Here is a 24,272-nt window from a genome sequence, read left to right on the forward strand (position 1 = left end):
CTAAATGAAAGAATTACGGAAATATAATTTCGACGCTAAAGTTAGTCATCCTGTACGATCGATTCAACAAGTTCTATCTCCTTGTCAGTCAGGTCGTAGAGGTCGTAGACGATGTTATCGATGAGTGTGTCCGTCTTCTTAATCCTCTCATCAAGTTCGGCAGCGCGCTCCTTCGTCTGGATGTAGCGCCGAAGGTCGTCCTCTATGTTGTCGGGGTTAGGGAGTGTGATCGCCTTTATTCGGTCAATAGGCGAGTTCGTTTTTGTGGCAGTATCACGGAAGTCCGCGAAACCATCGGCTTCTTCGACTGCGACAGGCACGAATTCCTCAACGAGTGTTGCTTCCTCTTCTGAGAGATCAGCAATGGTGAATGCTTCGGAGTACTCGGTCTCTGTGTATCCCCACTGATCTGTCTCGAACTCGCCCTCGTCCTCGGGTTTGTACCGTGCTGTCGCGTATACTGTAACGTGGTGCGCGTCACGTTCAGTTTTCACCTCACCGACACGTAATTTCTCATAGTCCTCTGCCGTGGCATCAAGGATATTCGACGACGTTGGCTGGAAGAGCCCCACATCTGGAAGCTTTGGCCCCTTGTTATAGTTTCCGAGATAATCGCGGAGGGAGAGGTTAAGTGATGCGCGACGGTCAGTCATCTCTATCATTTCAGAACCAAGATAAGCTAATGCATTCGCTGGATTTTCGTCAACTAATCGATCAATATCATCTACTTCCGATTTTAATTCCGAAGGTCTCTCGGCAACTATTGGAACCCGCTCCAAGTATGAAGTCATAAATCTCCGGAAATCACCACGAAGAATTGGGCTTGTATAGTAGATATAGAACCAAGTGAGGCTACTATTCAGGACCGATAACAGGAAGTGACGCTCTGCAACCGTATTATTTTCTGGAACCAACCCATAGGCTGTATTGGCGAAGTAGTGATCTCCGTTTGAGTCCGTGGTGAATTTTGGATATTGGCAAATGTCTGGCGTTAGAAGTTTCTCTGCCTCAAACAGGGGCTTCTGTCGGGGGCACCAGAGAGCATACCACGCGGGATAATCCATCGACTCACTTCCCCGATCTGTGAGACGCTCTTGGTGGGCATCCAGATAAGAGTAAGTTCGGGGATATTCCGATTTTAGGATGTTTTCTGGGATCAGGTCTGTTCCCTGTTCCGTCTCTCGATATGGATAGATCACACCCATCCCGACGGAAGGTGTTGTATAACGATTTATTTCATCACCCATCGCCAACGGATGCACGAGTTCAGACTCAAGTTCACGTTCTTTGTCGTCTACCTGAGTCCTTACTTTAGTCAATTCTTCACCAACGTCCAGAAGTTCTACGAAAAGAATCTTGTTATCCCCCGAAACGATTCCTTCTGATATGTATTTACTCCGGTTCCCAAGTTGTATGCCACCCTCCTCTATGGTGTGGAGTAGGGCACGTTCTTCAGGACCTGTGAGGATCCAGGGGTCCTCTCCTAACTCTTCAAGATCTATCTCCGTAAAAGACACATTAGATAAATCTGGATGAGGATTACTCGATTGGAGGATTTGGCCGTACTCAAAGGTGTCCGAGGCACCAAGCGATAAAATACAGGTGTATGTTGTCGCTCCATCAAAGACCTGCTGATGACCGAAGTCCAAGATCTCTTTTACGGCATCTTTCTCCGAAAGATACGTGCGAAGCCCCTCACCGGCACTCGACTCAAAGAATTTGTTGGGGAGAATGTAGGTTAATCGCTGGCCAGAGGCGAGTTGACTACCACGTTCAACGAAGCACGCGTAGATGTCGAATCGGCCCGTAGAAGTAGTATAATGACGATTTAGATGATCTGCTAACCGAGGCGCAGTACCATGTAAATTTTGTATCTTCACGTATGGTGGATTCCCTATTACAGCGTCAAACCCTGCATTATTCCTTCGTTCACCGTTTTCCCCGTAGAATGCGACAGGGTACTCAAGCTCCCAGTGGAAGAAGGCCTCCTCGTCAGCCATCGCTTGTGCGTTTCGGAACCAATCCTGTTCCTCAATCTCATTCCAAGAGTCATCGCGGAGCGCTTCTGCCATCCGCTCGTAGGCGTCGCCGGGGACGTGCAGGTCAAACTGCTCTCCAGTGTGGACATTTGCCATAGCAATAAGTCGTTGGTACAACTGATCCTCACGGACTTCATCATAGACATCTTCCATCTCCTTGACATCCTCCAACGTCTCGTTGTCGATGGAAAGCAAGTCTTGAAACCTCCCCATCACGTGTTCAAGGGCCTTCTGACGAGTGCGGGCAAATGACTGTTGGAGGGTGAGCTGTCCGTCTGGCGCATCGGACTCACCGTTAGAAAGCACGTCCGCAATATCACTACCAACCAGAGAATTTCCTGTTTTTAAGTGATGATCGAGGAACGCGAGCGGTTGCTCGGCCGCAAGCGTCCGAAGCCAAAGTGACACTTTCGCCAACTCCACAGCGAGCGGATTCAGATCTACACCGTAAATACAGCGCTGGGCAACTTTTCGCCGTGCCCAGTTTATGTCGTGCTCTTCATCCACAGTCTCGATACCCTGCTGTGCGGCCTGCTTCTCCTGGGCATCGATTATCTCACGGGCCAAGTAGTCGATGGCGCTCGTGAGGAAGTGACCGCTCCCCATCGCAGGGTCAAGGATCTTCAGGTCAAACACACGCTCTGCGAACTCCGCAGCGAAGCCGCGGTCACCACGAGCACTCTGGGCCATCAGATCGTTCCGAATGTCCGACACGAGCGGTTCGAGCGTGTTCTCGACGATGTACTCGACAACGTACTCAGGCGTGTAGTACGACCCGGTGGCCTTCCGCTCACCGCTCCCCGTTGTCAGGTAAACTTCGCCTTCCTGTACGACGACATCGTCACCCTCGTCTGGGATCACGTACTCGCCGTCGTCAATGGCTAGCGGCTCGTGGGCCACGTTGATCTGGTATTCTAAGAGTCCCTCATAAATCGACCCGAGATGCCGGACTTCGAGTGAGGAGTAATCAACAAAGATCTTCCCGCCGCCGTTGCCGTTCCGACTCCGGGTCAGGAGTTCGATGACGCGAGCGAGGTAGGCATCGCCGACGTCGTGATTGGCGAGGAAGCGCGCTTCCTCGCTGTCGTCTTCGTCCGGGTCAGTTCGGAATAGCCCGCCGTTGTACGCCGGGATGTAGAGATCCTCCTCAGGGATACCGCGGGACTTGCTGCCCTGATCGATGAGCACGAACAGCTCGTCCAGACGGGATTGGAGGTTATCCTGCCAGTCACGATACTTCGGGTCACCGCTATCGATCTCTTCAGCGACCTCTTGCTTGAGGGAGTTCAGACTGTAGGATTGTTCGTAGATCTCGTTGCTCGTGTCGAGTAGCTCACGGCCTTCTGCTTCGGCGTACAAGACGAAGATGAGCCGGTACAGATAGATGAGCGAGGAGTCGTGAATGAGCCCGAGGTCCGCTTCATCAAGGTCGTTCTCGGGATACTGCATGAACCCCTCCGAGAGGACCTTGATCGCTTCGTAGATGTTGTCCTGCAGATCGGCTCCCAACTCTTGAGCGAAGACGTTCGACTCGCCGTAGACGTCGTCGAGGAAGCTGTCGCCGCCGGAGTCTTCGAGGAACGCTTCGTGCCGGAAGAAGAGGTAGAAGTACTTGAAGTCCTCAAGATCACCCTTCTCCAAGATTGTCGGGAGATCAACCTCGTAGTAGGAGTCGAGTCGGTGGCTGGTCGGGCCATAGTAGAGCCGCCACTTCTGGCCGTCAGTGAGGACTCCCCACTGTGCGTCATCGACTTCCTGTAGATAGACGTGGATCTGGTAGCTCGGGTTCTCGAAGTCGCGTTCGTGCTCGCCGCTCCCGCGAGTATCGAGCGGACGACCCCATCGTTTCGCGTCCGCGACGGCGACGGCGTTCCTGTAGAAGTCGTTGCCTTCATCACGCCTCTGGAAGGCATCACGGGCTGCTTCTTCGGTCTCGAAGAATCCGTAGTCAGGTCGGCGCTGGGTGCGGCTCGTGCTCTCCTCAACCTCGAAGGGAATGCCCAGCTTCCGGAACATCGGACGGATGAACTTCTCTTCGAGCTGGGACTCGTTTCGCTTGGGAGCAGTACTCTTCTCGCGCTCCCAGAGGTCCATGATGTCGTCGTAGGCCTCCTGGAGCTCCTCGTCGCTGACCTCGTCCCACTCTTCGGTCTCGGGGAGGTGCTCGTCGAGGTAGTAGTTGGAGAACAGGTCGCGGTTCGTCCGGTAGGTGAGTGCCGATTGCATGTCTTAGGCAGGGGTGACGATGAGGAATTCTTCGGTTTCCTTGCTGTCGATGAGTGCGTGGGCAATCTCCTTTGCGTCGACGACTTCGACGTCAACAGCGTCGCCGATTTCTACGCCAAGTTGTTGTAGCTCAGACCCGGAAACGTTGATCCGGCCTGAATTTCCGGTATTGCGACCAATTTGCTTCCGGGTCATTCGTGATACCCGAGGTAGTTCGTTCCAGTAACATAGTCTTTACTTAGACTAGTTCATTCGGCCGGTCTGACGATCGATTTGATACCTCGGCTAACCCTTTTAAGTGAAGCAGCCCTAAACTAACTTATTCAGGACGCCTGCGGTGGTTTGCAAGCCTCTCCCGTTATTGGCCGGAGTTTCTCTCATCCCGGTATTCCTCACTATGCCGAAGTTCGTCGCACCCATAGAAGCGTAAAACTACACAACGTAACATGATTAGACCAAACCTGACGACAAAAGTCGAAGACAATGGTATAGAACACGAAATCAGTCCAGCTAAAATCGGCTCGTGTGGTGCCTAGACAGATGGCGATCGAAGAACTCACCACCAACGTAGTCACAGACGGGGGGCAAGACGAAGTCTCTTTCACGACTGATGGTGGCGCAAATGTCACCGTCACAGCTGAGTCAGGCCAACTATTCGTCAATGTCCAATCACCCGAGATCAGCATCAATCGAACGTCGGCAGTTGTTGACATTTACAAAAGCAAGGACGTTTTGAATTGTGGCACCCACTCCATAGAGGGTAACCGCGAGGTCATCTTGATCCCTATTGAGGAGCACAAATGCCAAATTGAACAGCTTCGGGAAGATAGTAAGGACGACAGTCCCCTTACCTACGAAGTTGAGGAGTATACTAAGACCAGCAGCGCTGGGGGTTGGGGGAGACAAGAGATCACGAAACAGCGCCTCGTCCCGAGTAAATCCATCAGCGAGATGTCTGATCGAGAACGAAAACTCTCTATCCTGGTAAATACTGATCGTATCCCTAGTGATGCCGAACCAAGCGATGTGCTGACGTTTGAGGATCTACTCGATGATGCTCGAACCACCGAGGAAAGAGAACAGGACGCACTCAGCGAGGCTGCCGAGACCGGCAAGGAAGTCGTCATCAGCACGGTGACAACCCATTGCAACGCTCCTTCGAAAGAGTGTGATATTGACCATGTCACTCGTGTTGCAACGCCCGACGGTGACGTCGAGACCCGACGTATACACACTTACTGAGCGAAGTGTAAAGAACTGTGCGAGAGAACTCAGAAAATCTATTTTGTCGGAATATAACTTCCAATTAGTGCCTACTCAGCGCGACAAAATCTGGGCAGTAACATTGCAGGAGATGGAGTTTCGAAGGCGATTCACCGCGGCCGACATCAGGGACGCAATCGAAGGTAAATCCCCGTCGACGCGAACCGTCCGAAACACGCTCAACTCGATGGAGGAGTTGGGTTTACTCACAAGTACCGGAGGTACCGGAAGTGCTCCTCGTGAATACTCCCCTATGGAGATCACCCCGGAAATCGACCCTGGAGGATACACTCCCCCAACAGTCACGCCAGCCAGTCCAATCCCCTACCCTGGTGGCAAGGGACGCTTAGCAGAGTGGATTATCAGCAACATGCCCGAACACGACACCTACATTGAGGTGTTCGGAGGGTCTGCCGGTGTTCTGGTAAGCAAGCCACGGTCCAAGTACGAGATCTACAACGACGTAAACGGAGATCTCACTCACTTCTTCCGGGTGGTTCGAGATCGACCTAATGAACTCGCCACATGGCTCTCGTCTGTTCCGTATTCTCGGTCCCAGTATGAGGAGTGGGTGTTCGAATTCTACGACGGGTATCGACCAGAACATCCGATTGAACGAGCAGGCCGTTTCTTTTCCCTCCGCTATATGCAGTACCTTGGGGCGTCAGCCTCCCCGAACGGCTTCAAAACCCGGGCGCGGCGCTCACCGGCACGAACGTTCGATAATGCAAAGAAGAGAATCCACGCTCTCTCTGAGCGGTTCGACCAAGTGACCATCGAGAACCTTGATTACCAGGAGATCTTCCAGACGTACGATGACTCGTCCGTCGACGTCCTCTTTTACGTTGATCCCCCGTACGTCGGTTCGAAAAATCATTACGGGAGCGAATTTAAGCGTGATACGCTCATAGAGTGTCTGCAACAGGTTGAGAACGACTGGATTCTGTCATGTAATGAGGTTCCCTGGCAATTTTCAGAGTACCCTGTAGAAGAGCGTGAAAGCCGACATCGTATGAAACGTGCCTCGGGAAAGGTCAGAGAGAAGATTGTTTGCAACTTTGAATAGCAGGCGACGCCGTATGAACTGTAACAAACCGATTATTCAGGTTAGACAATTCAACAGTGCCCATTTGATCCAAGTGGGGAAAGTTATCGACGGCCAACGTAGCACCGGCCGACAACTTCGTGATTTATAAAGCTTGTTAGAGGTCGTCATGCTCTGGATGAGCATTCCTATTGAGTGTTCGCTATGATGCCTACGTCCAGCCGTATTCGACCGATTACTCCTCGTCTGGCTCAACCTCCCCGATCCCTTGGTCTGTGATTTCGTACACGCCTTTTGCTCGCTTGATGACGTGCCCGGACGCGTTGAGCATACTGAGCCGATTAACGATGTACGCATCGGAAACATCGCGGTCGAGCGAGTCCACGATCATACCAGGACTCATTCGTCCCCATGGATCACCGGCGTCACGGCCGATGAGCATAACACGCAGTATTTTCTCGTCGATTGTTCGTGGGCGGAATCCCTCTTTCTCGGGCATGATCGATGGTTTGTGCTGAGAATAGTAAAATAGCTAGTCTAATTGGTTGTCGAACATTGTTAGTCTATCTGAGTTTTAAACAGTTCAGGGGCATAGGTCTGGGTACAGACGAACCATGCCACGAACGAAGGAAACCGAACTCACAGCAGGAAAATACGTGAAATGGGCAGACATCAGCCTCCACCCCAACTCCAAAGCATGCAAACCATGGGCGATGCACGTGACTGGTACACACGAAAAAAATGGTGTCGAGGGTGACTGGCTCGATAAGAAGCGAATCGACGGCAAAGTGCACTTCGATGTCTCCGGGCTGACCCCAGACGACATCCTCAAAGTCTCAGGTAGCAGTCACAACAACAAGAAGAACGCATACTACCGGATCAAAAGCGTGAGCGAAGAATTCGTCGTCACACAAATGAGCGAGGCGGACGTGATCGAATCTCTCGAAGGTGGTGACGACGAAATCGACGCATTACGTACAGAAGTGCAACATCTCGTCGCCGAAATCGACGAGGAGGAGACGCTTGAAGCGATCAAGGAAATAGTCTAGTAACAAGCGACGTCACTGGCTCCGGTACGGTGGCCATGAGCCGGATTCGGCACTCACTCGGGACCCTCCCCCTGCGTACAGCACTGGCAAACAGTAACTACAGAAAGATGGCAGAAACAGAACCCGAACTCCGACCACGAGAAATGTATGATCAAACCGCAAACCTCACTGTGGAAAATAAAGCCTCCGAGCTTCGACGCGCTATGTTTGTCCACCCGAAAGGCTTCCGACCATGGCGCGTCATCGCCTTGAAAGAAGACGAAGGTACCGTCATGATACGAGCGGATCCACCGTGTGAACCCTCTGTCACCGATGAGATATACCTAGACGACGTGTTCCGCTGCAACCACAACCAGTGGGTTGTCGGATGGTGCATGAGGTGCGCGACACCGTACCGACACGACTGTCCAGAGTGCGGCGGCACGAAAGCCGCTCTCATCGTCGAGGACGACGAAGTGATGTACAAGCACCCGAGTGGTCGTGAATGCCGGATCACCGTTGATGAATTAGAAGGCGAGTACAGCGACGACCCAACCGTTCAGTGTCCGGAATGCGGTGACGACGCATACAGGAGTGTCGAGAACGACGTCGTATTTTACGACCACTCAGACGGCCGGACATGCGTACTCAGCGTGATCCAGGACGACCAGAGGAGGGAAGCCTAATGGTGGCCGGACGCGGCGCGTCGACGCGGATCTGCGAGCACGACGACCCCGCAACATTCGACAATCCGGCGCTCCCTCGGGATTCGCCGTGAAGGAATGCCTCACGTGCGGGGCAATGCGAGAATGGGACTTGACGTTAGATGATCCTGCTCACTGAGCGGGACACCACTGTTTTCAAAACCGGTTCACGCCAACTGGTAGAGCTCGGTCCGCTCCGCGAGATTGTCGATCGTTGCTCGGCTACAGTCCAGCTTATCAGCCGCCTTTGACTGACTGAGCTCCCCGTCCCTGTAGGATTGCACGACAGTGTGGATCGTCCGGTAATGGTCGTTCGACTCGATCGCGGCACCCTCGTCCACTACGTCGAAGCCTTTCGGCGGGCGACCAGTCGTGTACTTTCGCCGGACGGGGAATTCGAACTTTCCGCTACCGAAGTCGCAGGTGTCCGTGTCCGGTGTGATTTCGACAGCGGGTTCGTTCGCGGTGTCCACGTCGACGGGCGAACCCGCTGATTCGGAGGTGGGGGCCGTGACTGCGGCTACGTCCGCTTCGACGGGCGCGTCCGGAGCGGCGAACTCTAACTCGACATCCTCGTTCACCGGGTCAGGCGCGGATGGTTCGACCCGCTCATGGTTAGTGTACAGCCCGGTTCGGATTTCGAGGAGTTCGCGCGCGGCGTTCGTAGGGGCGTGCAGCGTGACGCCGCTGCGGACGATGTGCACGGTGATCCCGTTCCCGAGGATTTCCATGAGTTCGTCCACGTGCTTCCGGTTCCTGCCGATCGATTCAACGGTCGGGACGACGAGGTCGAGTTGCGACCCGTACTCGTCAAGCAGGTCAAGCGCGCGGCGACGGCCGGTTTGCTGTTTCTGTCGTGACCAGTCACGCTCGATCCGGATCCCTGTATTGTCGCTTCGCCGCCTGTGGACGAGGACGGTGCTGTCCGTGCCTGGGTCGTGCGTCGCGGTGACGGCTTTACGACGGTGCCGGTCGTCGATCCACGTATACCCGAGGATTTTCTCGGTGAACGCCAGGCAGTTTTCCAGGTGCTCGTTGACGTCGTTCGAGGAAATCCCACGGGTGTAGATCAGAACTTCAGGGGTGTGTGATTTCATGACTGTTTCTCTGGTTACCAACTACGTTCTGTCGGCGTAAATAACATAGTTAGAAACCTTCCTATCAGATTCCAGCAACTGCATTTCATCAGGACAACGGAGATCGATTTAGAATCGATAAGAAACTCTCTCGCCCCGTAGTTCGTTTTTGACAATCGTTAGTTACGCCCGTTTTCGTACGAAGATGGTGTGGGGGTGTGGACGGCATTTAGCCACACGGTATCAGAATAGTTACATAGCAGGTTTGGGGCCAGGGGTGAGTGTTTCTCGCGCCACCGAGGCTTGTCGCTCACACGCCGCGACCGGCTTTTGATCGCTGCCGTAGGTCTCCGTCGACGCGGGATGTTCTCCCCGTGGCCCTCCCCGACCTGCGTAGATAGATGAGTTGGTCATGGACAATCGTATAGCGATTAGACATAACTATTCATTGTTTAGTGACCTGAGTTTTAAATAGATAAATGGCAAAGGTGAGTATGCAATGGCGGAAACAGCCGACCAAAAACGAGTCTTCGACGCGAGTGAACTGTCGGAACTCACCGCAACCGTCACCACCGGCGACGTACTCTCGCTCTACGGCCGCACGATCGGTGCTGTATACCGAGTCGCCGAAGTTCACGTAAACGCCCAGCGAATCGTCTTCCGTAACGACATCGAGGAGGAGGAGTACTGCCTTGTCGCTGACCAGGAGGGTGGCGCGACCCTGTATGTCGGGCCGAACGAATACGACGGAGAAGCCGCCGCCAGTATCGGCCGGATTCTGGTTGAACAGTAATACAATAACCACCCAGACCCAACATGAAGTGCGAGGAACCGACCACAAGCGGACTGTGCGACGAATGTGAAGAGAAAGCCGACAACTAACTTCCTAACAAGATGTTTCGGCTCTGATTTCGGCTTGGCGGCTTCTTCACGGTTTGACTCCCTGCGGAACCCTGACACGATCAATATGCACGCAACCGCTGAGCTTGATTTGACCGATTTCGGGGACCGCGATACGTTCCTCGCACTCGTCAACAACCACGACCTGCGATACGGTGGTATCCGCACTGATAAACACGATACTCCGTACCACGAATGGGCGAGCATGAATACCACAAACCTCGTGCTCCGAACAATTTGTAACCCAGTGGATGGTGAACACCTTCTCTCTGGCAGAGCCCGGGACCCCGGTTGCGCGTCGTACTGCACTATTATCGGAGAGGTGCCTGCCGCGAAAGAGCTGCTCCGAGACATCCTCCAAGTCGCGCACGTGAAGGGCGGTGGCATTGACCGCCCGCTAACATCCGATGACGGGATAGTGTTCCCCGTCGAAATGGACTAAGACTGTCTAAATCCTGATTCCGAGAATCGTGACCTCCGAACCGATGACCAACCCCATAACCGTAGAACTGAGACTGGCGGTAAGACCGTCCAATGTATAGTCCTCGTCAACTTCCTTTAGAAAGGCATGTGTCGCTATACTCCCGCTGTCTGCCTCAATGAGCAACGGCTCTCAGTAGTATTGCAAGCGTTCAAGCCAGTCAGTAGACCTCATTCATGTATGCTCCGCGAAATCATTGCTGACACTGACCACGACGGAGCGCCAGTGGTTCGAATCCGATGTCCGGCGTGCAACAACCAAATCGAACAGACGTACTCGCTCAATTATGGCGAACGAATTCGCTGTCCTGACTGCCGGGAAGTCGTACTCGTCACATTCCGCGTTGAACGAGTCCCTGAATAAGACACCGTGGTACTCTTTCAGAGATCACGAACGGTAACGTATTAGAGTCTAGTACGTAGTCGTTCGTGATCTGAGCCGTTTAGGATTCTCCGATGCTGCACGAACCGGGAAACTAATTTGTGAACGAATTACGCCCGTTGACGCATGTTCCGCCGCACTTCCCGGCCTGCCGTTACCTGCTTCCCGTAGCGAGTCAAGGACGACGATGAACCAAATTGAGCGGGAATGGAGACTATGGTTTTGGTACTACGTATACTCAGCGGCGATGAGAGATCACGTACTGAGCATGGAGCGCTCTCGGGAACGGGCAGTGAATGAAATGAATTTCACCGTACTCAGCGAACCCGATAATGAGCACGTGGATTTTACAGTATTCACTGATGAAGAACTCCTTGATGATTTCGTCGGAGGATTCTTCGATTGATGTTTCTACGGAATAGATGTTGTTGAGGGTGTGTCGGCTCCCGGGGGAGCATACATACCCCCCGCCCCCATTTCAATAGCGCATATATATGCGCAACACGTAGTGCAACATGAGAAATGCCGAAAACGAAGGTCACAACCACCACCTACACGGGTGAGGATGGACACGAACGAACTCAGTACCGAACCACCATCCCGAAACAACTCGCAGAGACATTCGACATGGACGGCGCTGAACTCGAATGGAAAATGGGGGGTGCATCGAACAAGCTCGAAATCCAGGTGATACACGATGAATAGGCGAGTGCTTTTCGTGATTAGGCAATCACAGGGAGAGGACGACGACAGCGCCAGCCTACGCTTCCAAAGAAAGGTCGTCCCGCGTCTCGCTCGTGACGTCGCCGGCGACTGGGAGCACGTGGACTCACTCGACCTAGGCGTGCACACCGGGTACAGCATTCACTCACGCGACCGAGACGACACGCGAATCGACGCTAACCCCGACGTCGTCCAAGCACTGCAGCGCGTCGAAGAGGGCGTGTACGCGTTCATCGTTGGACTGGACGACGCTCGACTCGCCCGTGACGACTACTTCGCCGAGTGGAAACGCGTCGCCGCTCTCGGAGACGCTGAATTCGTGTTCTTCGAGGACGGCGCAGAGGTCGGCACGCTCACCCACGACGTCCGACGAAAGGTTGAGGAGCACATCAAAGCGTGGGAATTAGAGAAGGCTCTCGCGGCGCTGAGCGACCGGGAGAGTGAAGGGAAGTGGAACCACGAACCACCGACCGGATTAGAATTCGACGCGAAGCGCGACTACCTGCAGCCCGGCGAGAACTACTACAAGTGCCTGCAGGTGCTCGTAATGCGCAACGCCGGTGAATCCTGGTCCAAGATCGCTGACCGCGTCGGCATGTCCCGGTCAACCGTTCGAAACATCTACGGACGCGCTCAGATTTACCGCGTGTACGTCGATCGTACCGGTGTCCACACTGGACCGAAACCCGTCTCTGCCGACTGAACTCCTCACCCGGTCTATAAAACACCGTCAGTGGAAACACTGAGTCGAGACGTCCGAATCTTCAACCACGTCAGCATACGCTCCCCACACGGACCGGGCGTCAACCTCTTCGACCGATTCCACAAGCGCCGGGAGTGAATACGACTCGTCACGAGATTCAACAATCCGCTCAACATGCCGTCGAGCAACGGTTTCCACGTCCGATCGGGCACCAGTGTCCCGAGAAACAGTGAACTCACACGACACGCAATCCCAGAACGGGCGATTACTTAGCGCATTCCGGCGCTTCGCATCGAACGACTTTGAGTACGGGCTTCCGATACCACCGATCGAATCGCTACCTATCAGGTCACTCCTCTCCCTGGTCAACTCCGCGCGGCACTCCGGGCACGTCGGTCGCTCCCGAACGGTCACCTCTTCCACGGACCGGTCGTCAATGTTCACCGCAGCAGTAAATCGCCACAGCACGTCGTCGAGTTCGATGCACCCTGTGATCCCGTCGGGCAACGGATTCCGGTACTCGTCGATCCGGTCCTTTACGGCATCCCGTGTTGGGAGGCAGTTACCAACCCACCCGGCGATTCGAAGAGACGCGAGTGCTTCTTGCGGACCCATAACCATGACTTACTCTCCGGTTGTGCGTCATGCGACTTGAAAGATCGCACCCCGTGTATTCCGGATTCACCGCCGGTCGAATTCTCCGAGCGCTAAATCCACCTTCCGTCGCACAGCCCCGTCCAAGTACGTCATTCGACCTGTTTCGATGAACCTCGTCACCTCACCGTGCCGCGGTCCCCAATGAGCTACGTCAATTCCGAGCTCCGATTCAAGCACTACTCCCCCGACGAGGTTCGCTGTCCCGGCGACGAGCAACGCGACCCACCAGTCCCCGGGTGCTGCAAGAATAACGGCTGCGACCGGGAGCGACGCGTACATCGTGAACGCCGGTACGCGGTACAGCTTCCCGGTCTCAGCATTGACGAGATACGCGAGCATCCCGTACACCCCGAGAATCAATCCGAGATCACCGTACCAAACGAGGAATCTCGGGGCTGTCTCTAAGTTCAGAAACGACATGTTCAACGCGAGAACGTTCGTAAATGTCGTAACCCGGCTTACGTAGTATTTCTCGACCACGATCCCGACGAACAGCAAGGTGAATATCGGGAGGTTAGCCCCGAACGCCCGGACGAGCGCATCAATCAGCATACTCGACTGTTCTGCGTAGCAACGTTGTAATTATCGGTGAAAATCCGCGCATCTGTCTCTTAAACCGGTTGTCGTGTTACCAACCAGTGAAACATAACTGACGAACTAATCACACGCCAGAAAATCGTTCGACGAGCCACAACGGACGCGGGGGAACGATTCCTTCACCGTTTAGATGAATGGCTCGGCGCTACATTCTACCTCGGTGTCGCACCGGTCAAAGCGTTCCTCGCGCAACTTTCCACGTGGTTGACGCACTCATTCTACCTCGCACTGAACGCGATCGACCTGGTGTGGGTGCCGGCCGCTCACGCCTGGTGAAACACCCGCAGCGGTCGCTTAAACCAGGTCTTGAATTACCAATCAGTGAAATATGAGACGGAACGAAACACGACTCCTAGAAGATGTGCGGGAATCCGTCGGGGGAGGTGCCGTACCGCGCCGGGCGCAGTGTGGTGCGTCGACGGAGGACTGTCACTCACTCATTCCGTCACCGGTTTCATTTTCGAGCGTAGCGAGTTCCGAATCCAGCTCCTCCTCAGTGCGACCGTGCCCGATTTGTTTCTCGGGCGCTTCGGGCTGAGCACCCGGTCTGTGGTGTCCGAACAACCGCAGGGACTGGTTGAGGCTAGCGACGTACCGCCTGATTCCCCGCCCGGGAATGAAGTGCATCGGCATTGTATACGTTGCTGTAACCGGCCGATCCCTAACGTCGTTTCGAATCCCCACTACCACGGGTCAGTACTGCTTTCACGCCCGTTTCCCTCAACACCGAACATGGGGCGGATCGGGATTGGGTCGCGCGTCCGCATCGACATCCCAGACGAAACTGACGCGGACCACTCGCTGCACGGTGAGCACGGAGAGATCGTTGACGTGATCCGGGACGACGCGTCGAGCGTGACCGGCCGCGACGTTGACGACGACCTGTACCGTGTCAAACTCGACGACGAGGACAGCACAGTGGATCTAAGAGCCCGTGACCTTCGACCACCGCTCGACTAACTACCGTCTGGGTACGCAATCTTCCCGCCGACGTCGTCCGGGAGGTCGTCACGGATTGGGAGTGGTTCATCGTTGTCCGGCCACCCCTCATCCGGCATTTTGTCCGGGTACGGTTCCTTACCCATACTCACATCTGAAACCCGAACTATCATTAAACTACGGCGAGAACCCAGATTCGCGCACGTAAGTGCGCATTGAGAGGGAGCGGACGCCTGCAAGCATCACTCCCTCTCACGCGGCTCCCGCTACGGGAGCAAGTTTGGGTTGACCGGCGAGACGCAAAGACTTAACGACAACGTCACACGCTCCGCTCCCTTCCCCCACGTGAGCGGGCTGGTCAGCCCTGCGGCTTGCTCCCTTTCGGAGAGCACCGAATACGGAGCAAGCTATGACACGAAGCCGAAGTGTATCACGAAGTCCGTACAGCATCCTCCTCATCACGTCGTTACTGACTATCAGCCTCGCTACTACCATACCCCCAGTTACGGCCGCGCAGACCGACTGGGAGACGGTCGAAACCGACCATTTTGTCGTTGAGTATCAGTCAGGGTACGAAGACGATGCGGAGCGAATTGGCAGTATGACCGAGACAGCACGAGCGGAACTACTTGCTGAAATGCCAGGTGACGTTGCGCCGACGCTCGACGATTCGATCCACATACGCGTCTACCCTGGAGACCAGTGGCAAAGATCCGAGTACACTCTTTATTGGGAGAACACGGATCCAGTCCGGATTCACGTGCAGGCCCCGAGTGACGCAGAACGGGTTGGAACCAATTGGTACGAAGGCGGGTTAGCGCACGAATTTGCTAACATCATTTTGTGGGATGACGCCAGAGATCACGCCGACTATAATTATTGGCAGCGGAACCCTGGGTGGTACCCGGAAGGGCTCAGCGAGTACTACGTTCATAGAACACCGACTGTATCAGACCAATTCCCAGGCCGAGGAGTTCAGCAGATGAACGAATCGATCCGATCCGGAGAAGCGGATTTCTCCGTCGTGTCTGAGAGTCAGTACTACGGCGGACACCTCTTAGCTATGTACATGATCGACACGTACGGAGAGGACGTTATCTGGCAGGTTCTCCGCGACGACCAGAGATTCTACGACTCGGTCGAAGCTCACTTTGGTGTTACGCATAACGAGTTCGAACGCGAGTGGTACACGTGGGCTGAGGAGAACATTGGGGGTGATTATTCTGCTGAGCAACAAACTCAGCGAGAAACGCAAGACTCAGCTACCGAAACGGTCGAGAGACACACAGAAAACGAGGAGATGAAAACAGCGGAACCGCGGCCCGATAATCAGGCCCAGACCACTAACCCGCAATCCACCCAATCCGTCCAGACGCGAGGTGTGGCGCTCACCCCGACCATGCTTTTCGGTCTCATCGGAGGTTTCTCAGCGTTGAGTGGTACAGTTGGATACTTGGTCGGTCGGGGGAGAAAATGAATTTACGTCTTACCTGCACTAAATGCGGCGCTCGGATTGACCACTATGATGACGAGGGCACAGAGTCGAATAATTCAATGATTTGCGACGAATGCGGCGCAACATACGCCGTCACGATCACCAAGATAGCATGACCGACGACAGTAGACTCGTCCGTGAAATTGTACAGCGCGTTGCTAAAACGGCCGGCTGGGATGTCAACGACCTCCCGCCGCTGCACGACACAATCGATCCGGCTGCCGTCGAGGCGATAGGTGACTGCGACTCCGCACGCCTACGGTTCGTTTACGTCGAACACACGGTGACAGTTGAAGTCCGCGCCCCGGGTGACTGGTGCGTCACCGTCCATCGCTCGCACGAGGAATCAAAGTAACCAAGTGTCTGTCCTTTTCAATTCCCGGAAATCCAATATGACTTCGTAGCGGCGTTGGTGCATTCCCAGTTGCTATTCGCTAAGACTAGTGCCACATCGTCGATCGAGTTCGATGTTGAAAATTCGAAGTGGCTTAGATGTGATCATAACGGAACCGTCCCGCCACGACAGGATTTCAGCGGAAGAAAATCAAAGACAATCCGCAGCGAGCGGACCATGGTATCGTCTCACCGCGCGAGTTCGGACGTGAATACAATAGGACCATCAGATAGATCGTTCACCGTGAGTGCCACGATCACATCGACTAATCCTGCGGTCTCACCAGTTTTGCAAGCATTCACATCTGTCCTCCCGCTATCGACGAGTATGATCACGGACCCGGGCGGAACTCGGATCTACCGCGTTCGAAAACGGTCCCCCACGGCTCGTGGAGAATGGTTCTTCGCTGATCTGAACCGTGCCCAGAACTTCGTCGAATCGAAAGTCAAAGGTCAGGCGGCGTGGGTACGGAAACACCAAGGTAAGTGGATCGTCGAGCGGGGAGACACAGTTTACAGACTCGAAGAAGTTGAAGTGGTCGATGCCGCTGGTATCCTCGTCGACGAGAATGCGCAGTACCCAGCGTGAACTTGACAGTATCTGTCGTTTAAACGGAGCCCATTTTTCGCATTCCGACGTAAATACGGTGAATTTGTCCGAGCGAGAGTATGGCATGGGCAGTTCCGCGAACTTGCATCGAATTGCACCGTCAGAAACGTTGAACTAGCACCCGACGCCTCAAACAGATGAATTCAAGCGTCTCAACAACGCATTATTTGTTTAACTACTCCGCACCCTATTAGGGAGATTCTCCGAATCCGTATAGTATACGCTCGAAAAAGTTAGACCGATGGATAATCATCCCCGTCCATATCCGGATCACGCGTAACCCCTGCCGGTTGGATTTCATAGAGTCCTCCGCCGATGTTTTCGACAAACCCACCTGCAGACAAGATTTGAAGCCTATTCTGGACGTACTGACGTGAATAGTCTAGTTCTCGCGCTATGTTTTTTGGCAGCTGCCTTCCCCACGGTGCATTCCGGTCACGGCCGTCGAGAAGCAAGTCCAAGATCGCTTTATCCGCCTCGTTCGGCTTATGCGGCATAGTGCATGAGTCCTTGTCGACGTAACTTGTCACTGTCGGCTGACAACCTACAGACGCTCATGAAAACAGTGTTACTCGTTACTTGTCGAGAACAGCGTCAGCAAGCGCGAAGAGCGGTTCAACATCTGTCTCAGCGTACTCGCGGACAGCTCGCAACTCGTCGTTTGACGCAGTCCCCGAGATGATTTTAAGTCCAAGATCTGGCATGGACTCTCCAGTGATTTCTTCCCCGTTCAAGTATGTCGGTTCGTCCGGAATTTCGTGGTACGCGAGAGCGCTCTCTAACGGGACGTTCCCTCCAGCTTGTGCTTTGATAATCGGGAAAAGATCTACATGCGTGAGCTGGTCGAGAACGAGCTCCAGGTTGTCGTTCGTGTTGTAATGCCCACGGCACTCACGAGTCGAGACGCGCGCACGGTATCTGAGAATCGGTTCATCGTATACTGTCCCGTTGAACGTCAGTAATTCGGCAGGGCGTCGGTCTCTTACCCATTCAAGCATTCGGTCAATTAACTTTCGTTCGTCGCAAAGCGACGTGCCGCTTCGGAAGAGCACATTTGTTTCAATGGTGCCTTCCGAGTCGCGGTACCCGATTGGGATGGCGAACACAGTCCAGTGGGAGGGGTCAGTGAAAGCGAGGTCCGGAGGAGGGACCAGGTTGATGCATTCGATGTCAACTGCGACCGCACCGGTGAATTCACTGTCAGGGGCGAGTGAGGAGTGAACCGTGTGATTCTCCTTTTGTTGACTCATAGTTGTTTACTAAAGTATTTGACCATCATTTGTATACTTCCGGGAATTACCCTGAAAGTGAAAGGCAGGAACTTAAGTACGTTAACGACTAAAGTAAACATGGCGCACATGAGCACAGCAACGCTCCGGAAACGACGTGAACAACTTGACCCTGTTAATCACCTCCCTCTCAGGGCAGACTCGGTTGCTGCAGGGATTGATGAGCGAGCGTGGGAGTTCGCTCGGGAAATCCTCACGGTTGTCGATCCGGCGCATTACCGCCGCTCGGCGATAGCTGCGAGCGCACTGTACTGTGCGTCACTCTCCGTGTCGGGAGAGAATAGGGTGCATCAGACTACGATTGGTGACCTGGTTGGGGTGTCAGACAACGCGATTCGGCGGCACATGCCTCGGGTCACGGAGACTGCGCTCACCGACGTAGACGTGTCGGAGTACGGCGGTGACAAGGGCGTACTGCGGCACATTGCACAGTCTGGGACGGTTAAGAGTCTATCTTGGTGATTCCGTACGCACGGTTGAACTGGTTGAGACGCTCATTTTCCTCGTCTGAGTAGGTTTCACGTACGCGTTCCGTGAGTTCGACAGGACCGGTCACGTTTTGTTCAGTGACGAGGTCGTGAACGAGTTCGCCACGATTAGTGATCCTGTACGCGTCAAGTCCACCGACTCGGTCAGCAAATCCGTGCCAGAACATGCGGTACAATATTTCCCCGGTGTACTCGGGTCTGAAGCCTTGCTCTTCAAAATCATACGGGAGGGCTTTCGGGTCATCATCGAGTTCGGATGGGATTACGGTGTCTTGCTCGGTAAGAGCTACAAACCCGTAATTTTCCTCGTCACCTACCCATACGAGGTCGGGAAGGAACTTATTGTCAGGTTGATTCTTCCAGTTTTCGAGAGTCAAAGAATGGAAGGTGTCGTGATGCCCGCGAACGTACTGGTCGCCGTGCCATGCGGCGACGATCCCCCGAGTAGTGATTTCGTACATGCCGGATTTCTTGGCGGGCGGAGCGTCGTGCAGGTACCCGAGTTCGGTGAGGAACCGTAGGCGGTTGCTCATGTATGCGCGGTCGCGGTCAAGGTGCGCGGCGACGTTGGCCGGTGTTTGTCTTCGACCGTTGCTTAGCAATGAAAGGATTTTCAGGTCGGTTGGGACGGTGAGTGTTGATCGTTCCGGCATAGACGGTAGCTGTCTGGATGTTCAACGTGGTTGGTTTTATACTTCCGTGTTCTTCGTGAGTGTGCCAAATGAATGAGTCAGTCGCCCGTATGAATAAGCCACTATCCTTGTATGAAATTCATCCGAGGATTTATAAGTATCTGGCTGATAGGGTGGGGTAAGCACTTCCGACTGACTCTCGGACTCATAGGTCATACTGGGATCTTGTCTGAGGAAAGGTCGGGAAGGCGGCCCTAGTAAGCTACCCGACTCCCGACACATGAAAATAAGAACGCGACCCTCAAAAAGGAAAGGTTACAACCGTTGGCACGGGCAGATACGCCCGGCTACAGCACCAGCCGAAGTCACGAACGATCCTCTGGTAGACTCTAATACGTGGTCGTTTGTGAACTTTGAATTACGACGCTCTCGATTGGTATTGGGTAGTCTGAATGTTGAGTGACGACCATCCGGTTACGAACTGGAACGCCGTCCACGGGAAAACCCACGGCGAAGCAGTAGAGCAAGTCACCGAGTTCTACGGTCTCACCGCGAACGAAGCCAGTGACGCAATTGATCAAGCGGTTGAAGCTGGTGAACTCGTTGAAGACGACACCGGAATGTTCCCGCGGTTACAGGTCCCCGGCCGCGACAATGACCCCGGTGAGAAAGACGAAGACTCGACCCCGGACGTCTCGGAAGCGGACGCTCGTCAGTGCATCAACGACATCCTCGAATGGTACCACAAGCAAGTAGACAAACCGATTGATCACGACGAGAGCGGGTACGAAACGCCGCGCGAGTACTTCAACGCTCGCGGGTGGACCGACGAAACAATCAATTCGAAGCGACTCGGTTACGCACCGCCGAATCACGAAGGGGGAATACTGGCGAGTTTACTGAGTAAATATGACTGGGAAACGATCAAAGCGACCGGGTTGCTCGCTGAGTGGGAGAACGGCCCGTTGTCCGCGATTTGGAGCGGTCGATTCGTGTTCCCGTACCCAGACAAGGAGGGGAACCTCGTGTTTGCGATTAGCCGCTCCGAGGTGCCGCCGCACCCAAGCGACTGGGCCGGTCGGTATGGTGAGGACGACACCGCGTCGAAGTACCACAAAATCCCGACGTCGCGCGACGATGTCGTCGTTGAAGAACCGATTTACGGATTAGACACCATCGAACCAGGTGAACCAGTGCTGATTACGGAAGGGATTGCCGACGCAATCACTGCGCACCAGCACGGGTACGCGTGCATCAGCCCGGTCACGACGCAATTCAGCAACGCCGACATGAACCAGTTAGCGGACGTACTCACCGAGCACGGAGTCACGCAGGCGTTCATCGTCCAAGACTCAGAGCGACCGACGTCGAGCGTCGTTGAAACGGCTGACGGTGACGACGAGAAACTGCACGTCGATCAATTCGGCCCGGGTGTGAAGGGTGCGGTGAAAACCGCGTCTCGACTCGTCGCGGACGGGATTGACGCGCGTGTCGGTGAAATCCCGCGCCCCGGGCTGAACAAAGTCGATCTTGACAACTACCTATACCGGTGGGACGGCGACTTGACCGCGGTGATTCGCAGCGCGAAACCACCGTCACAACATCCAGCGTTCGAACCGGTGAAGCCAACGGAGGATGAAGCTGCGGAACACATCAATAACGAACGAACGGCGAATACTATCGATTCATCGACGACCGCATCCGCACTGTGGGAGCTCGATTTACCGGATCTTGGTTTGAACATAGGGTTCCGAGGGAAGAATCCTTTAGGGCATCATACCAGCCGTGAAAATGGGTCCATAGACTACTTTGCGGTCTTTGAGCATCACAAAACAGGGACACCGCTCGCAAAAGACTTCAAGTACGGGGAAGTGTACAACCCTCTCACGTACATTCTCTGTGAAGCAGGTGCTCGGAGGGCAGACCGTCCCGGAGGGTCACTCACTGACGACGAGGTGTGGGTAGCGTGGCGGCATGCGAAGGAATCAGGATACATTTTTTCGGACGATAAGTGCCCGTCCGCCGCGCTACGGCACGTCGCGGTCAAGCACGGCGTGTGCAGCACTGACGACATTATCGACGGGTGGAAGCTCCCCCGGAACGCATACGAAACGACGCTCGACGTTATTGAAGAAGAGTACGGCATCGAACACGGCCACTCGGTCGGCGGAGAACGCGTCTCGACCGTCCCGCTTGCCCGGATACAGGCACTGTCGTGGGACGAAGCGCGGCGGTTCGCCCGGAAACGCGGGTTCGACTGGCCGTCGACGCGAGAAGCGCGGAAACGGTTAGAGGATGCAGTCGTCAACACGGTTGCACGGCAGAACCACAAGGTGATTGACGCTCCGACAGCGCTCGGGAAGAGTTACACCGTCGCTACGTTCCCGTGGCTCCGTCACCGGGACGTGACAGGCGGCGCGCCGGTTGTGCACGTCCACGCCACGCGTGACGCCCGCGACGAAGCGCTCGCAAGCTCACGGGCGAACGGAGTTAACGCGAAAGCGGTTCTCGGTCGGAAAGAAGCGTGTCCGGTCGCGGCTGGTGATTTCGACGATGAAATCACGATGAATGCCGAACCGGCGTCGGAGTGGATGGATCGGCAGTGCGACGGGAAAGGCGTCCCTCTCAGCGTCGCGCACACGATCCTCGCTGAAGGCAACGACCAGGACAAAGAACTCCCGTGCTGCCCGGGTGACCAGGAATGCCCGTCGAAAACGCAGTGGAGCGACGTCCCGTGGTACAACCCCGGTGAGAACTCCGGTCCAGGCGGATGCGGCGGCGTTGACGGATTCCAAGACGAGGAAAAACACGTGCGGTACGATGTGGTACACGCGACGCACCCAATGCTGTTCGTCCCGAGTATGACGAAAGACACGAACGTCGTGATCGACGAGCTCCCAGACTATGCACTTCGCGTGGAGGAAGGTGGTCGTGACGGCGGGATTTCAATGGATCGACTGCAGAACGCCGTGACGGCGTACTTGCAGGCAATCGACGCCCCGGTCAAGACGTGGGAGACGCTCATCACACTCGCACGCTCCCGTGGCGACGACAAATTCGGCGAACTGTACGGGACTCTCATCGATCAGTACGCAGAACTCCGGGATGCCGTTGAGGAGCACTCCCCGCCTCTCGACTGGTATGTCGAGAATCCCGACGCGCATGTGTTAGCCCGCGCCGTGATTGAGTGCATTCTCGACGCATTCGACGGCGAAATGGATCGGAACGACCTGCGTCACGGAACGACAGTACACACGCTACCGCGGATGGACGACGAGGACGCACGAGTCCGCGTATCCCTGGTGATCGACGACGACAACCGCGTGAAAACGATTCGACAGACACCGGACCTGACCAGTGCACGGAGCGTTATCGGGCTGGACGCGCATCCCTCGATGCCGCTGTGGCAACTCAACAGCGTCGAATACATCGAACGAGAGGAGATACTCGACACTGACGAACGCCGGTTCTGGCGACTGTTCGAACGCGGGCTGTTCGCCGTGCAGGTCGATGACGCGACGCGGCCGCTGTCCGGGCCGAACGCGCAGGAATGGTTCGGTGAGGAGAAACTCGACGTGCTCCTCGGTGAACTCGTCGATGAGGGATTGAACACCGGGATCACGACCGCGCAAGTCGAGTCCGAATTAGCGTCGCTTCTTGAAGAGAACGGCGTCACTGTCCCGGAAACGATGCACTACGGTGAAGTCCGGTCGCGGAACGACTTCGGGCACGAGGACGTCGGGTTCGTGAATGGGTGTATGGACCCGGGCGATGAATTCGTACTGACCGTGCTCGCCGAGTACGGGTGCGATGCTGAGCCGGAGACCGTGACGGACGAGGACGAGAACGAGCGCCGCGCTCACGGCCGTGGATTCACTGGCCCGGATGCTGACATCGCCGACACAATCTTGGCGTCCGTGCGGGAGAACGAGGTTGCGCAGGCTGCCGGGCGGTACGCGCGGAACGCTGACGACTCGGACGACCGCGCCGTCGTGTACGTCCGGACGGACGCGTCCCCGACCGGTTTCGCTGACGTGCAGGTCGGCGGTGTGAAGTGGGTCGCAACGGTGAAACAAGCCGAAATCATCCGGTCGTTGAAAACGGACGAGTGGCTCACCGCGAAGGAGATTGCTGACAAGATCAACTCAACGAAGCGGCACGTGCTGAAAACACTCAAGAAGCTCCGTGACCAGGAGGTCGTGGACTGCCGGAAAGGTGAAGGCGCGTACGGCGCTGACCTGTACCGCGCAATCACCGGTCGCACGACCACGCACCTCACAGAACTCGTACCTTCGCTGTCACAGGATTGTGAGATGGATGGGTCGATGTGGGCGCTCGTTGTTAGAGACGTGGACGCGGTCCCACAAGACGCTGAGTACGAGTCACCGGAACCGGACGAATTGACTCCGACCCTGTCCAGCCGGTTTGCTCCCCCGCCACCGGACTCATCCTGTGGTAGCGAGGATACCGAATCGAGTGGGACCTGGGAAGTGAACTGGGGTGAATCAGCGTGACTGTTCTGAACCGAGCATTTGGTAGAGAGAATGCACGCCCCCGTTATCCAGGAGGTGACGAGAATTGACGCGCAGTCAGACGAATTGGT

At 55.1% G+C, this 24,272-nt stretch carries 23 protein-coding genes and 1 pseudogene; 15 read left to right on the forward strand and 9 right to left on the reverse strand.

The window, feature by feature from the left end; all coding sequences use genetic code 11:
* Window positions 1-41: 41 nt before the first annotated feature.
* Both ACNSN7_RS08735 and ACNSN7_RS08740 read right to left on the reverse strand, forming a co-directional pair.
* A complete protein-coding gene (locus ACNSN7_RS08735; protein ID WP_418281895.1) occupies window positions 42-4,265 on the reverse strand; it encodes an Eco57I restriction-modification methylase domain-containing protein in 4,224 nt (1,407 codons plus the stop codon).
* A 3-nt stretch (window positions 4,266-4,268) separates the two neighbouring features.
* Window positions 4,269-4,460, reverse strand: coding sequence for a hypothetical protein (locus tag ACNSN7_RS08740; protein ID WP_418281896.1), 192 nt, complete (start codon window positions 4,458-4,460; stop codon window positions 4,269-4,271).
* Window positions 4,461-4,805: 345 nt separating this feature from the next.
* Here ACNSN7_RS08740 and ACNSN7_RS08745 point away from each other — a divergent pair, with 345 nt between their 5' ends.
* Window positions 4,806-5,507 (forward strand): hypothetical protein, encoded by a 702-nt coding sequence (locus ACNSN7_RS08745; RefSeq protein ID WP_418281897.1) that lies wholly within the window; start codon window positions 4,806-4,808, stop codon window positions 5,505-5,507.
* Window positions 5,508-5,781: 274 nt separating this feature from the next.
* Window positions 5,782-6,594, forward strand: a complete 813-nt coding sequence (locus tag ACNSN7_RS08750; RefSeq protein WP_418281898.1) for a DNA adenine methylase — start codon at window positions 5,782-5,784, stop codon at window positions 6,592-6,594.
* A 214-nt stretch (window positions 6,595-6,808) separates the two neighbouring features.
* Here ACNSN7_RS08750 and ACNSN7_RS08755 read toward each other — a convergent pair whose 3' ends face one another.
* On the reverse strand, window positions 6,809-7,072 hold the full coding sequence (locus ACNSN7_RS08755) for a hypothetical protein (RefSeq protein WP_418281899.1): 264 nt from the start codon (window positions 7,070-7,072) through the stop codon (window positions 6,809-6,811).
* A gap of 115 nt (window positions 7,073-7,187) precedes the next feature.
* Between ACNSN7_RS08755 and ACNSN7_RS08760 the strand changes: the two genes are divergently transcribed.
* Window positions 7,188-7,622: a hypothetical protein gene (locus tag ACNSN7_RS08760; RefSeq protein WP_418281900.1), complete on the forward strand. Its 435-nt coding sequence runs from the start codon at window positions 7,188-7,190 to the stop codon at window positions 7,620-7,622.
* A gap of 143 nt (window positions 7,623-7,765) precedes the next feature.
* Window positions 7,766-8,287 carry a hypothetical protein gene (locus ACNSN7_RS08765; RefSeq protein ID WP_418281901.1) on the forward strand — a complete coding sequence of 174 codons (522 nt, stop codon included), beginning with the start codon at window positions 7,766-7,768 and terminating at the stop codon, window positions 8,285-8,287.
* Window positions 8,288-8,472: 185 nt separating this feature from the next.
* Here ACNSN7_RS08765 and ACNSN7_RS08770 read toward each other — a convergent pair whose 3' ends face one another.
* Window positions 8,473-9,402: a hypothetical protein gene (locus ACNSN7_RS08770; protein WP_418281902.1), complete on the reverse strand. Its 930-nt coding sequence runs from the start codon at window positions 9,400-9,402 to the stop codon at window positions 8,473-8,475.
* A 478-nt stretch (window positions 9,403-9,880) separates the two neighbouring features.
* Between ACNSN7_RS08770 and ACNSN7_RS08775 the strand changes: the two genes are divergently transcribed.
* The 5 genes from ACNSN7_RS08775 to ACNSN7_RS08795 all read left to right on the forward strand — a co-directional run bounded on the left by ACNSN7_RS08775 (window position 9,881) and on the right by ACNSN7_RS08795 (window position 12,569).
* Entirely contained in the window at window positions 9,881-10,174 is a 294-nt protein-coding gene (locus tag ACNSN7_RS08775) for a hypothetical protein (protein ID WP_418281903.1), read from the forward strand.
* Window positions 10,175-10,240: 66 nt separating this feature from the next.
* A complete protein-coding gene (locus ACNSN7_RS08780; protein ID WP_418281904.1) occupies window positions 10,241-10,723 on the forward strand; it encodes a hypothetical protein in 483 nt (160 codons plus the stop codon).
* Window positions 10,724-11,330: 607 nt separating this feature from the next.
* Entirely contained in the window at window positions 11,331-11,549 is a 219-nt protein-coding gene (locus ACNSN7_RS08785; RefSeq protein WP_418281905.1) for a hypothetical protein, read from the forward strand.
* Between the two features lie 116 nt (window positions 11,550-11,665).
* Window positions 11,666-11,848, forward strand: coding sequence for an AbrB/MazE/SpoVT family DNA-binding domain-containing protein (locus tag ACNSN7_RS08790; RefSeq protein ID WP_418281906.1), 183 nt, complete (start codon window positions 11,666-11,668; stop codon window positions 11,846-11,848).
* Entirely contained in the window at window positions 11,841-12,569 is a 729-nt protein-coding gene (locus ACNSN7_RS08795) for a helix-turn-helix domain-containing protein (RefSeq protein ID WP_418281907.1), read from the forward strand. The genes ACNSN7_RS08790 and ACNSN7_RS08795 overlap by 8 nt, the downstream gene beginning before the upstream one ends.
* 27 nt (window positions 12,570-12,596) lie before the next feature.
* On the opposite strand, the gene ACNSN7_RS08800 is transcribed toward ACNSN7_RS08795, so the two are convergent.
* Together ACNSN7_RS08800 and ACNSN7_RS08805 are read right to left on the reverse strand one after the other, a co-directional pair.
* Complete coding sequence (locus tag ACNSN7_RS08800) at window positions 12,597-13,184, reverse strand: hypothetical protein (RefSeq protein ID WP_418281908.1); 588 nt, start codon at window positions 13,182-13,184, stop codon at window positions 12,597-12,599.
* A gap of 66 nt (window positions 13,185-13,250) precedes the next feature.
* Window positions 13,251-13,778, reverse strand: coding sequence for a hypothetical protein (locus ACNSN7_RS08805; RefSeq protein WP_418281909.1), 528 nt, complete (start codon window positions 13,776-13,778; stop codon window positions 13,251-13,253).
* 777 nt (window positions 13,779-14,555) lie between these two features.
* Between ACNSN7_RS08805 and ACNSN7_RS08810 the strand changes: the two genes are divergently transcribed.
* The gene (locus ACNSN7_RS08810; RefSeq protein ID WP_418281910.1) at window positions 14,556-14,783 is read left to right on the forward strand and encodes a DUF8139 family protein; all 228 of its coding nucleotides are present in this window, start codon (window positions 14,556-14,558) and stop codon (window positions 14,781-14,783) included.
* Here ACNSN7_RS08810 and ACNSN7_RS08815 read toward each other — a convergent pair.
* Window positions 14,780-14,908, reverse strand: coding sequence for a hypothetical protein (locus ACNSN7_RS08815; protein WP_418281911.1), 129 nt, complete (start codon window positions 14,906-14,908; stop codon window positions 14,780-14,782). The two genes, ACNSN7_RS08810 and ACNSN7_RS08815, sit on opposite strands and share 4 nt — an antisense overlap.
* Before the next feature lie 836 nt (window positions 14,909-15,744).
* Here ACNSN7_RS08815 and ACNSN7_RS08820 point away from each other — a divergent pair.
* The 4 genes and pseudogenes from ACNSN7_RS08820 to ACNSN7_RS08835 all read left to right on the forward strand — a co-directional run.
* Entirely contained in the window at window positions 15,745-16,239 is a 495-nt protein-coding gene (locus ACNSN7_RS08820) for a hypothetical protein (RefSeq protein ID WP_418281912.1), read from the forward strand.
* Between the two features lie 130 nt (window positions 16,240-16,369).
* Entirely contained in the window at window positions 16,370-16,612 is a 243-nt protein-coding gene (locus ACNSN7_RS08825) for a HalOD1 output domain-containing protein (RefSeq protein ID WP_418281913.1), read from the forward strand.
* Between the two features lie 366 nt (window positions 16,613-16,978).
* Window positions 16,979-17,239: a hypothetical protein gene (locus ACNSN7_RS08830; RefSeq protein WP_418281914.1), complete on the forward strand. Its 261-nt coding sequence runs from the start codon at window positions 16,979-16,981 to the stop codon at window positions 17,237-17,239.
* Between the two features lie 27 nt (window positions 17,240-17,266).
* Window positions 17,267-17,401: pseudogene (locus ACNSN7_RS08835) on the forward strand (IS5/IS1182 family transposase); the annotation flags it as partial.
* A gap of 434 nt (window positions 17,402-17,835) precedes the next feature.
* On the opposite strand, the gene ACNSN7_RS08840 reads toward ACNSN7_RS08835, so the two are convergent.
* Together ACNSN7_RS08840 and ACNSN7_RS08845 are read right to left on the reverse strand one after the other, a co-directional pair.
* Window positions 17,836-18,510 carry a ribonuclease H-like domain-containing protein gene (locus tag ACNSN7_RS08840; RefSeq protein WP_418281915.1) on the reverse strand — a complete coding sequence of 225 codons (675 nt, stop codon included), beginning with the start codon at window positions 18,508-18,510 and terminating at the stop codon, window positions 17,836-17,838.
* Window positions 18,511-18,991: 481 nt separating this feature from the next.
* The gene (locus ACNSN7_RS08845) at window positions 18,992-19,690 is read right to left on the reverse strand and encodes a hypothetical protein (protein ID WP_418281916.1); all 699 of its coding nucleotides are present in this window, start codon (window positions 19,688-19,690) and stop codon (window positions 18,992-18,994) included.
* A 431-nt stretch (window positions 19,691-20,121) separates the two neighbouring features.
* Between ACNSN7_RS08845 and ACNSN7_RS08850 the strand changes: the two genes are divergently transcribed.
* Window positions 20,122-24,183, forward strand: a complete 4,062-nt coding sequence (locus ACNSN7_RS08850) for a hypothetical protein (protein WP_418281917.1) — start codon at window positions 20,122-20,124, stop codon at window positions 24,181-24,183.
* Window positions 24,184-24,272 lie beyond the last annotated feature (89 nt).

The organism is Halorubrum rarum, assembly GCF_048380895.1.
Classification (GTDB): domain Archaea; phylum Halobacteriota; class Halobacteria; order Halobacteriales; family Haloferacaceae; genus Halorubrum.

Excerpts from the sequence above, each read along its gene's own strand:
- ACNSN7_RS08845 (WP_418281916.1), bottom strand. The coding sequence starts at position 19,690 with ATGCCGGAACGATCAACACTCACCGTCCCAACCGACCTGAAAATCCTT.
- ACNSN7_RS08800 (WP_418281908.1), bottom strand. The coding sequence starts at position 13,184 with ATGGGTCCGCAAGAAGCACTCGCGTCTCTTCGAATCGCCGGGTGGGTT.
- ACNSN7_RS08815 (WP_418281911.1), bottom strand. The coding sequence starts at position 14,908 with ATGGGTAAGGAACCGTACCCGGACAAAATGCCGGATGAGGGGTGGCCG.
- ACNSN7_RS08840 (WP_418281915.1), bottom strand. The coding sequence starts at position 18,510 with ATGAGTCAACAAAAGGAGAATCACACGGTTCACTCCTCACTCGCCCCT.
- ACNSN7_RS08760 (WP_418281900.1), top strand. The coding sequence starts at position 7,188 with ATGCCACGAACGAAGGAAACCGAACTCACAGCAGGAAAATACGTGAAA.
- ACNSN7_RS08795 (WP_418281907.1), top strand. The coding sequence starts at position 11,841 with ATGAATAGGCGAGTGCTTTTCGTGATTAGGCAATCACAGGGAGAGGAC.
- ACNSN7_RS08735 (WP_418281895.1), bottom strand. The coding sequence starts at position 4,265 with ATGCAATCGGCACTCACCTACCGGACGAACCGCGACCTGTTCTCCAAC.
- ACNSN7_RS08740 (WP_418281896.1), bottom strand. The coding sequence starts at position 4,460 with ATGACCCGGAAGCAAATTGGTCGCAATACCGGAAATTCAGGCCGGATC.
- ACNSN7_RS08850 (WP_418281917.1), top strand. The coding sequence starts at position 20,122 with ATGTTGAGTGACGACCATCCGGTTACGAACTGGAACGCCGTCCACGGG.
- ACNSN7_RS08790 (WP_418281906.1), top strand. The coding sequence starts at position 11,666 with ATGCCGAAAACGAAGGTCACAACCACCACCTACACGGGTGAGGATGGA.
- ACNSN7_RS08755 (WP_418281899.1), bottom strand. The coding sequence starts at position 7,072 with ATGCCCGAGAAAGAGGGATTCCGCCCACGAACAATCGACGAGAAAATA.
- ACNSN7_RS08785 (WP_418281905.1), top strand. The coding sequence starts at position 11,331 with ATGAACCAAATTGAGCGGGAATGGAGACTATGGTTTTGGTACTACGTA.
- ACNSN7_RS08820 (WP_418281912.1), top strand. The coding sequence starts at position 15,745 with ATGAACGAATCGATCCGATCCGGAGAAGCGGATTTCTCCGTCGTGTCT.
- ACNSN7_RS08825 (WP_418281913.1), top strand. The coding sequence starts at position 16,370 with ATGACCGACGACAGTAGACTCGTCCGTGAAATTGTACAGCGCGTTGCT.
- ACNSN7_RS08770 (WP_418281902.1), bottom strand. The coding sequence starts at position 9,402 with ATGAAATCACACACCCCTGAAGTTCTGATCTACACCCGTGGGATTTCC.
- ACNSN7_RS08765 (WP_418281901.1), top strand. The coding sequence starts at position 7,766 with ATGTATGATCAAACCGCAAACCTCACTGTGGAAAATAAAGCCTCCGAG.
- ACNSN7_RS08805 (WP_418281909.1), bottom strand. The coding sequence starts at position 13,778 with ATGCTGATTGATGCGCTCGTCCGGGCGTTCGGGGCTAACCTCCCGATA.
- ACNSN7_RS08750 (WP_418281898.1), top strand. The coding sequence starts at position 5,782 with ATGGAGATCACCCCGGAAATCGACCCTGGAGGATACACTCCCCCAACA.
- ACNSN7_RS08775 (WP_418281903.1), top strand. The coding sequence starts at position 9,881 with ATGGCGGAAACAGCCGACCAAAAACGAGTCTTCGACGCGAGTGAACTG.
- ACNSN7_RS08745 (WP_418281897.1), top strand. The coding sequence starts at position 4,806 with ATGGCGATCGAAGAACTCACCACCAACGTAGTCACAGACGGGGGGCAA.
- ACNSN7_RS08830 (WP_418281914.1), top strand. The coding sequence starts at position 16,979 with ATGATCACGGACCCGGGCGGAACTCGGATCTACCGCGTTCGAAAACGG.
- ACNSN7_RS08810 (WP_418281910.1), top strand. The coding sequence starts at position 14,556 with ATGGGGCGGATCGGGATTGGGTCGCGCGTCCGCATCGACATCCCAGAC.